We start from the raw sequence: 11,527 nt of genomic DNA on the forward strand, positions 1-11,527 counted from the left end.
CAGCAACAACACCAGTGTCATTACTCAACACAACAACAATACTAACAGGCCTAACACCATCCTGATTATCAACATCATCCCAAACCTTAGTCACATTGACCTCAGTCACAGCAGGAACATGAGTGTTATTGATCACATAATTATAACCATCAACCTTAACAGTCACAGCTTTATAATCAGCAGGAACAAGTTTTTCCACAACAGTATAATTAATCAAAGCACCCTCGTTAACATAAACAGGTAAATCCTTGAAAGTATGTTTCCAACCATTAGCATCATTCAACTCATATTCAGCAACAACACCAGTGTCATTACTCAACACAACAACAATACTAACAGGCCTAACACCATCCTGATTATCAACATCATCCCAAACCTTAGTCACATTGACCTCAGTCACAGCAGGAACATGAGTGTTATTGATCACATAATTATAACCATCAACCTTAACAGTCACAGCTTTATAATCAGCAGGAACAAGTTTTTCCACAACGGTATAATTAATCAAAGCACCTTTATTTACATAAACAACAGGTAAATTAGAGAAATTACCTTTCCAGTTATTACTTTCATTCAAGACAATCTCAGCAACAACGCCCTTATCGTCCATTAAAACAAAAGTAATATTTTCAGGCCTAATACCATCCTGGTTGTTATTATCATCCCAAACCTTTGTCACATTGATTGTGATAGGTTTGTAAACATCAGTGTAATTGCTTGTTACAATATCTTTAAAGCCATTAGCTTTGAAAGTAATATTGTTTACTAATGTACCGTTTGTTAATGCTCTAAACCAAATTGTGAAAGCAGTATTTTCACCCACAGGTATTGCAGGGAAACGTCCTACTTTATCATATTGAATAGATACTTCAGGATTTTTTACTTCTCCTAAAGGCAGTAGTGGACTTCCATCAATAGCAACTAAATCAACAACGTCAAAATCAACGTCTGATAAAGTATCATTGCGTAAAACTTTAAACCAAACTTCTAAAGTCAGGTCATCTTCAACAGGAATAAATTCATAAACAATGACATTTACACCATTTCTAACAGTTAAACCGCCTACACTTTTGACATACTCCAGTTGAGTAGAGTTATAATTCATGTTGAATTTGACATCTTTAACAAGACAGTTACCAGTATTTTTCAAATTAATACTATAAACGACAATGTCACCTATATCAGGAACATGAGTGTAAGTAAAGGTATTACCGTTCTTGACCCATGTTTTATTATTGGAATGTCCAATATATTCCAATTCAGTTGAATTGAAAATTTCATCTATTGTCACATTAATAATAGGTTTGTCAGCAGTGTTATTGACAGTAATGTTGAATGCAACAGTATCATTAACATATACCACGTCAGTAGTATTTAATGCAATCTTATCCACATCTAATTTGTAGTTAATAATATCAAAGAGGAACAGACTTTGTGAAGTTGGTGAAATCATTGAACTGAAATCATATTCAATGACAGTACCGTTCACTTCCTTAATGAACTTTTCAGGCATTTTTGTTCCGTTAGCATATACAGTTTTATATAACTCTAAAACTTTTAAAACTACTGGATGATCACTGTTCCAGAAATCATGGTCTGAAAACTCGTGAACTGCCCTACTGAAATAATCCGGACGTGGAATCTTAACTAAATAATTCCATCTATTTTCATAGTCCCTATAAGCTTCAGGATAGAAATAGATTTCGTCATCCTCATGAGGAAATACATCCTCTTTAGAATTAAAGTAGGTATATACTAAAATTTTAAGATAATCCGCTATAGGTTCACCAGATATAACGTTAACCAGTCTTTCTAAGGAATCATCTTTAATTCCAACATTAGGGAATGAAGTATATCTTTCAACACACATTGCAAGATAAGTTGTATTTGTTTTACGTGTTGAATTACCTATTGAATCCCCAGGAGTAATTTTAATCAGTTCAGTAGGTTTTAAAACCACATCATTATTTATAAAAGTGGAATCATCTGATATACTGGTTAAGTAAGAGTATAAAGCTTCACCAGTATGTGCATCATTGTTCTTAAAGGTTGAACCAACAATTTGAGTATGAAGGGATGCGATTGCACCACCAAAATTAGTAGCATTGTTTTCTTCAAACAAGGAATTTTGAATGATTTTTTCTCCATTATCATACATGTAATCACTGGCAAATGCTCCACCGGCATAATAAGCATGATTTTTATAGAAATATGAATTGTTTACCAAACCGGTTTGAGAATCCCAAAAGACAGCTCCACCTTTGTTTGCATGGTTTAAAGTGAAATTTGAATTGTCAATAGTGGCAGGTACACTTAAACCTACAGCACCACCTAAATAGAATGCACTGTTATTTGTAAATGCTGATTTGTTAATAACGAGATTTGCCCCGTTAGCATTAATCGCACCACCTTGAGTTACTGCAGTGTTATTGATAAATTCTGAATTGAATATTGTACCGTCAGTACCTTTCCAGTGAATAGCACCGGCGTAAGACTCTGCATAATTGTATTCAAATTTACAATTTTCTACAGTTGAATCCTTACCGTCGATACTTAATGCTCCACCTTCAGCTGAACCATATCTGTTATATATCATATTCCATGTAAAATTGGAATTACTTATTTTGGCATTGGCACGAGTAAATTTAATAGCTCCCCCATAGGCCTTATCTTGTCCGGCATCTACAATATTATTGTAGAATAAGGAGTTATCCACAGTACCGTCAGCACCATCCCAACATATAGCTCCACCATTGGCGAAAGCATCATTCATGACGAAGTTGGAATTGTTTACGATTGCATTTTTTGCGAAACTAGCAACGTAAACAGCACCACCATGAGTAGCATTATTATAATTCAAATCAGTATTGTTTATAATTAAATTTTCTGTATTCAGGTTTACAGCACCACCTTCATTGGCAGCACTGTTATATTCAAATTTTGAGTTGTCAATAGTATTGTTTTTACTGTTAAAACTGACTCCACCACCGACAGTTGCACTATTGTAATAGAATTCGCTATTGTCAATAGTGTTGCCTTGTGCGTCAACTCTAATAGCTCCACCAAAACCATTTGCTTTATTCTTAGTGAATTTTGAAGAGCGAATGGTATTGTTAAGTGAGCCTTCAGGGTCAGGGAAATAATAACCTATAATAACCGCACCGGCATCATTGGCAGCGTCATTTGATTCAAATACTGAATTGTCGATTGTATTATTGCTTCCATAAATTTCTACAGCGCCCGCTTTATCATTAGCATGATTTTTGTAAAATTCGGAATCTTTTACAGTTACATTGTTGGTATTAATGTATACTGCTCCTGCATCTTTATTTGCAGTGTTCTGTGTGAATTTTGATTTTTCGATGACTAAATCAGGTTTAGTGACATATATTGCTCCACCATTATAAGTTACTGCACTATTTTCAGTGAATTCACAGTCGTCAATTTTACCACCGACTGCTTCCCAACATATTGCACCACCATTTCTGGCAGTGTTTTCATTGAACTTTGAGCCTTCAACTGTTCCGTTGGAACCTATCCAGTAAACAGCACCACCGCTGTCTCCATTATGTTTTGCAAAAGTGGAATCTGATACTTTAACATTATTTCCTGAAACATAAACAGCTGCACCGCTTCCGTAATTAACAACATTTTCACTGAAATCAGAGTTGTCAACTACATTGTTGTCATTGTAAACTGCAACTGCACCACCGTAATAGTCCGCAGTATTTTTACTGAAATCTGAATTGTTTACAAGACCATTACTGGCTGCCATAAATACAGCACCACCACAATAGCTAGCAGTATTATCATAGAATTTAGAACCGTTGATGATACAATCTGAAGATGCCATATGTACTGCACCACCATAATAGCTAGCACTATTATGATTGAATATGGAATTGTTTACAAGACAATTACTTGATTCCATGTATACTGCACCAGCATAATAGCTAGCAGTATTTTCATCAAAGGTACAATTGTCAATAGTATTGTATTTACCGTAAATGTCAATAGCACCACCATAATATAAAGCAGTATTATCTTTAAAGGTACAGTTATGAATCAGGTTTTTAACACCGTCCAAACAAACAGCACCACCAGCGTAAGGCTTTGAGTTACCTATAAAAGTGGAGTTATAAATTGAATTGTAACTGCCTCCAATATCAATAGCACCACCATAAGCGCTGGCGTAATTGTTTATGAATTTACAGTTGTCAAATATATTTTTATAACCTCTTATGTAAACGGCTCCACCATAGGAACCCTTATTTTCCTCAAAGGTACAGTCATTTATCTTACAGTAATTACCATCAATGTAAAGCATTGATTCAGTGTTACCATTTACAAAAGTAATATTATTCAATATAACATTACTAGCGGTATTATTAATGTAGAGTGACATTGCTTGATTTTCACCGCTGATGTTATGGCCATTACCGTTGATTGTAATGGAACTTGAAACAGTTATGTTTACTATATCATCAGGACCGGAATATGCATAATTCTTATCAAGAGTGATTATGCCTCCAGGATTTGAATTAATCAGACCCTGCAATTCCGTATAGTTTCCAACTTCTCCGGCCTTAAGAGTTTCATGAGAATCAGTTGCACTTAACTTAAAATTGCCGTCATCAGAATTATCTGCCAATGCATAGCTATCGCTATCCATCATTAATTTCCCATTTTCAGTTCCAACCAAAGTATTATCTCCAGCTGAAACTACATTGATGAGCAACATCAATGCTAAAATTATTAATAAAATTTTTCCTAGTCTGTTTAATTTCATTAATTTCCCTCTAAATGAGAACAAATAAAATATAAACCAATCAAATAATATAAATTAAATTTATTTAAAGCCAATTTCATCCTAATAAATAATACCATCAACCATTATCGTGCAAATAACAACAAGAAATAACCGGTTTATACAATTACCCTCACTATCCAAAAGCACTAGGCCGAATAATACCAATCATTCAAATTAAATTAAACTTTGACATTTGATTTTCATTTATTTAGATTTTATTTAACTCAATAAATCTTAAAGTATATTATATACTGATCAATCAAATTAAAAATTTTTAACCAACCAGCATCACTAGTTTATTTTACTAAACATATCATTCAATACAATAAAAATATTATGAAATAATATCAATATTGTATACACATATTTATTTTTTAAGTCATATTTAAATATAATCATAAAAATCATCTAATTTTTTGAAAAAAAATGAATAAAAAATAAAAAATTATAATTAAAAAATATAAAATTTAATAAAATAATGAATAAAAAAAATAAAATTTTTTTAAAAAATAGTCATTAAACAATCAAAATCAACAGATTTTATTAAAAAATATTCATTTTTTTAGAATAATATCGTAACAATCAGTATTTAAAAAAGTCGGCATGGGATATAACTATGAATAAAATAGTATACATTTTATGAACATGAAAAAATTAATGCAAAAAAATTAAAAATTATTCATCCAGAAAATTAAAAAAAAAAAATGAGTTAATACTCATCTTTTAATTGTAATTTTATTTGATACTGTCAGTTTACCATAGGCTGTCTTAATGGTGTATTTACCAACCTTAAGTTTTTTAGTTACTTTTAGAGTTGCAATTCCTTTGCTGTTTGTCTTGATTTTATAGGTCTTGCCGCTGAACTTGAATGTAACCTTCTTGTTTTTGAGGATTTTGCCATTAGTGTTTAAAAGCTTGGCTGTGAACTTGACAGTCTTTCCTTTTTTAACTGCAATGTTTTTGGTAACCAATGTTGTCCTGACAGTCAGTTTGCTTGATACCTTAAAATCTTTGTAAATAGCTGTTATTGTATATTTACCAGGTTTTGAGGTGATTTTTAAAGTTGCATAACCATTAACTGCTTTAACTGACTTTGTAGATGATCCGACTTTGACAGTTATCTTTACGCCGTTTGCAGCGTTTCCATTGTCATCAAGCACCTTGACCTTGTAGGTGTTACCTGCACCATAATACATTGTAATAGCCTTATTTTCACTTAAACGAGGCATTACGTTAATGTTGTGGGCTTTGACCTCACCTGTTGAAGGATTAGTCACTTTAACAACATGATTTCCAACACCCAAATCAATGTTTAGAGTTGCAATGCCCTGTCTGTCGGTTAAAACCTGCTTTTCGATGCCGTCTATTTCGAAATTGACATTTCTTTCACCCAGTGCTTTAGCATAACTGTCGATAAGGCTAACTGAGTAAGGTGCATTGTATGTGTAGATGCTTTCTATCGGAAGTGTTATTGATGATTTTATGATTACTTCACACTGCATTTGTGAAGGCATGTATCCGTCCTCGCCGTCAAAGCTGAATGTTATATCATATGTTCCAACACTCAAATCAACAGGTATTGATGCAGCGCCTTTTTGTGTAATGACACTGTACTCATTGCCGTTAAGAGTGTATCTTATGGTTTTTCCTGAAAGCAGATTACCGTTTGAATCTTTGAGTTTTATAATGTATCTTGAACTGCTTCCATAATATGCAATAAAGTCTTCTGCCACAATTTCAGTGTCAATTACGCTGATTGAAAAGCTTGTCGGAGATGATATGAAAATGTAGTCATCATCGTTTAGATAAACATCAACGTCGTACTCACCTTCATCGAGATTGTTCAGTTTTAAAGTGTCTTTTGAGTTTAATGTATGGTTTTCACCGTTTACGCTTACAATCAAATCGACTTCAACATCCTTTGAAAGGACTGCAGTTATTTCAGCTGACCTTCCTGACTTTTTGACATTGATTGTGGATGAAAGTATTGTCCTGACCTTGATAGTGTTGATGCTTTCAACAGGCAGATAGATATCATCTCCGTCAAAAGTGGCTGTTATATTATAGTTTCCGCCTGATAGATTAACTGATAGACCTGCTTCACCATCCTCATCAGTTATGACTTCATATTCCTTATTGTTCAAGTTCAGCCTGACAGTTTTTCCTGCAATCGGCCTGTAGTTGGAATTGACCAGGCGTATGAGGAATATTTCACTACTGTTTTCATATGTTTCTATATCATATGAGATTATTCTTGGCTGAACAACACTGACTGTGAACTCATCGGTGATTGCATCCATATAGTATGCATCATCATCCATAGTTGCAGTTACTTCATAATCTCCGTTTTCCAGATTATCGAGTTTAAGTGTTGCCCTACCGTCTTTTGTCTCAACAACAGCAATTTTGCCGTTAACATCAAATGTGATGTTGACATTAACATCCCCTGATAATGTGACAGTGATTTCAGCTGATTTTCCTGCATTTACAATGTCCATTGTGGATGTAAGAGAGGTTTTTACCTTAATCATGTTTGATGAGGATGCAGGAAGGTATGTATCATCTCCTTCAAATGTGGATATTATTTCATATTCGCCTCCTGCAAGGTCAATGTTAATTTCAGCTTCACCGTTGCTGTCTGTAATAGCAGTGTATGTGTTGCCGTTGATCTTGAATTTGATATTTTTGTTTGAAATGGCCTGATTTTTGCCATCAACCAGTCTGATTGAATATGCAACATTGCTTTTTTCAAGGGTTGTGAAATCATCTGCGATTATCTTTGCCTGTATGACATCTATTGTGAAGTTGTCATATGTGTTTGATATTACATAGTCATCGTCATTGAGATATACGCCTATTTCGTATTCCCCATGTTCCAGTTCATTGAGTTTTAATGTAGCCTTCCCGTTTTGTGCCTGGACAATCTGGTTTTTGTTATTTACACTGACTGTCAAATTTGCATTCACATTTTTGGAAAGAGAGATTTCCACGGTTGCATTGTTTTTATCTTTGGAGATGCTGATTTGTGCAGTAAGCAAATTCTTTACATTTATGGCATTTGAACTTATGACTGACATGTATTCATCGTCACCTTCAAATATTGCTGAGACGTCATATTTTCCGGCTGTAAGATTAATGATTATTGTTGCATCCCCGTTAGCGTCAGTTACAACTTCTAAATCTTCTCCGTTAAGATTGAATTTAACCAGTCTTGATGAAATAGGGCTGTTTTTATCATCAACCAGTTTGATTGAATATTTTGCCATGCTGTGTTCAAATGTTGTCATATCCTGTGAAACGAATCTTGGCTGGGTAACTGTTATTGCAAATTCTTTATCTGCTTCGCCGTAGTAACGGTCGCTGTTTGAAATGCTGATTTTTATATCATATTCTCCGTTTGCAAGATTATAGTCAAGACGGGTTTTTCCGTTTTGCAGATTATATCTGTAAACCTTACCTTCAAGCATAACCTCAATGCTTTCGTTGATAGGCTGTGAAGCCTGAACAGTTACTGTTGCAGTGGTTGAATGGATAGCAACTGAAATGTCAAGGTCGACTTCAACTTTTGTTACATCAACATTGACACTTGATGAGGATTTTACATATCCTGAAGCCTCAAATGCTGCTGACACTTTGCTTATTCCCTGAGAGTATTTGTGCTCGAATTTGGCGATGCCGTCTGTTACATTTACAGTGTAATCTGTACCGTTGAGAGTGAATGTTACTGTACCTGAATTAATCTTATTTCCGGACTCGTCAAGAACTGTAGCTATTACTGTAACCGGATTATAGTCTCCATAGTCAACAGCTAAATCAATTGTGCTTTTGATTTCGCTTAAAACTGTAAATGCCTTAATGCAGAAGAGATATGAACCTTTGGTGTCAGTCCAGACATCAGGATATTGATTGGAATTGTAAAATGAAATTCCTTCTCTAAATGATGAGTTTCTCACAACCTGGTCTGCATCGGTTTTTAAAACTGCAAATGTGTTGCCCTTCATGTTGGTCATTTTGAAGGCTACCTCAAATGTGTCGTCCTTTTTCAACTGGATGACCTTGTCGAGATTTATTGTATAATATCCCTGCCCGGTTGTTGCAGACTGATTGTGTACCAGTTCACCGTTTAAGTATATGGATACTTCATATTCTGTGTCCTGCATGAAATATGTGGAAACTGCAGCAAGATATTCATCGTCTGTTGCCCTGAAAACGTTTTTAAATGCCACACCATTGGAAAATTGGCGGTTGCTTGTGGCTCCTGCATAATCATACTGGTAGTTCTTGTCAAATCTTATTGTATCATTCATTATGAATGCGAATAGTCTAGGTAGTGAGGAGAACTGCATTGAATTGTACTTGATATAGTTCATTGCATTAGTGTAGTATGAAACATAGAAATAACCTTTGTTTTTACCGATTGGCCCCCAGCTATTCTTTACAATCCATGCTCCGTCACCAGGAGGTGTTACTTTAAAATTGTCCTTTGAGTAAGTGTCATCCCAGCCGACAATGGTGACTGCATGGTTTTCATGATATTCATCGCCCTTGTCAAAGTAATATGTATTGTTGTAGTTGTCTCCGTAGTCATAGTCCCAGTATAAACCTGTACCTACGGCTCCGTATCTCATTACGGCCTCTTTTATTACAGAGAGATAGTTTGTAGAGTTAACCTGGATGAACACTGCATTTTGAACATGCATAAGGCTGTTGAGAACAGGTGATATTTTTGAGTTGTCATCATAGGGATCTATGCTTTCATCAATCGGACCAAGCCAGCTTACAAGATAACCTATTGAATTGTAGAGGTTTCCCCCTTCCTCAGTGGTTGAAAGACCATAGTCTGAGTAAATCTTATTGAGGTTTACAAGATTGTTTTCTGAAAAGTCATATTTAACACCTGTCGCCTTGGCAACTGCAGCTTCAAGAACTGCCATTGCTGTAAATGCCCAGCAGTAGCCTGCATCTCCCTGGTTCTTGACTGATGTGACATAATCTTTGTCAGCTGAGTTGTATCTTTCAGGAATCACACCGTTGAATGAGTAATCACCTTTCATAAGAGTATAGTTTTTATCTCCTATGAAAAATTCGGCATTATCTGTTGAGTATACGTCCAGTGAGGATAAATCTATATGGGAATTGTCTGATGCCATCATATACATGTCCAGACCTGTTTTTGCATCGTTTTTGCTGAAGCTATTTGATGTGAAATCTGTGATTTTAACAGTGTTGAGATATAATGCTCCGCCTTTATCTGCAATGTTTCCTGTAAACTGTGAGTTTTCAAGTGAAAGGGTTCCGTAAAGCTGATAGACTGCCCCTCCGTTGAATGTGCTGGCACTGTTTTTAACAATTACATTGTTCAGGCTTGAGTTTCCCATAAGTGTTGTGAGTGCCGCTCCGAACCTTGCATGTGAATCAGTAATGTTAGTGTTTTTAACTGAAAGTTCAGATGATTCTGAAAAGAGTGCTGCACCTATTCCGTCTGTTGATGACTTTTCAATGCTGCATCCTGATACTTTAACATCACTTAACTGATTAACATTGATGGCTCCTCCTGATGCTTCCGCATAATTGTTAATGAAACTGGATGAGGTTATCTCTGCAGTGCCTTTTTCTATATCTATTGCTCCTCCTGTTGAAGATGCAGTGTTGTTTTCAAAACAGGAATCTGATACAGTAAGTTTGGAGTTTTGTGAATATATTGCAGCTCCTGATTTTGTAAGGGAATTCTTTTTGTAGTTATTGGAGAATGTTGAATTTATTACATTTACTGTTGAGTATAGTGAATATATTGCTCCTCCCACATCTCTTGCGCCATTATATTCAAAAAATGAGTTTCTGATTGTTGAATTTGCATTGTCAAGCCATATGGCTCCGCCGTCATCATATGCGCCGTTGTTTGAGAAAATTGAATCTTCGACATTCAGGCTGCCGCTGTTCATGTAGATGGCTCCACCGGAATATGTGGCGGTGCATCCTGTAAATGTACAGTTATTAATGTTGATTATGCTGTAATATCCGTTCATGCTGCGGATAAAACCGTATTCATAAACATAAAATGGATTTTTCATATCAAAAATAGTATTTGAAGCTGTAAAATCATCCCTTGCCTCAAAATGCATGCTTAAAAATGTAATGCCTGAAACGTCAAAGTTCTTGCCTGCAATTATGTTGGGCTGGTTGTTGAAAAGTGAAGATGAAATAACTGTTTTTAGAGGGTTTTCACCATAAATGGAACAGTTTTCCAGTACAACACCGTCCAGTTTTACATCATACTGGCCTTCAGCAACATGAATGTTGGTGTTGCTCTTCAATCTTGACGGATTTATTGTATTGTACGGATTGAGTTTGGATCCGTCACCGTCGACACCTGCTGATGCATCGAAATACACATCAGTCCTGACGTTATTGTCTATGGAAATTAAATCGTCCTGCGAAGTATCATTTAACAAGTCCGTTTGATTTTCATTTGCAAAGCTTCCGGGAATTATCAATAAAAATATTAACAAAAACGCCGAAATCGCAAAAATTTTATTTAAATGTTTAACCATATCAATTCCCCAAATCATAAAGGATTAAATCCTATTTATATGAATAAGTATATGTCTTTTATTTTATAAAAAGTTATAATTTAAAAATGGGCACTTTCAAGAACTTAAGTGATTTTTAGTAAAACGCATTGTCTTCATCCCAATACTTCAGTTTCAAATCGAATCT

2 protein-coding genes are annotated in these 11,527 nt (G+C 35.0%); both read right to left on the reverse strand.

What is annotated here, in order from left to right; translation table 11 throughout:
- Positions 1–4,789 (reverse strand): Cna B-type domain-containing protein (locus E7Z81_RS06385; RefSeq protein WP_292745494.1); only part of this gene is annotated, 4,789 nt, incomplete at its 3' end.
- 737 nt (positions 4,790–5,526) lie between these two features.
- On the reverse strand, positions 5,527–11,361 hold the full coding sequence (locus E7Z81_RS06390) for a C1 family peptidase (RefSeq protein ID WP_292745496.1): 5,835 nt from the start codon (positions 11,359–11,361) through the stop codon (positions 5,527–5,529).
- Positions 11,362–11,527: the final 166 nt, after the last annotated feature.

The organism is Methanobrevibacter sp., from assembly GCF_015062935.1.
Lineage (GTDB): Archaea > Methanobacteriota > Methanobacteria > Methanobacteriales > Methanobacteriaceae > Methanocatella.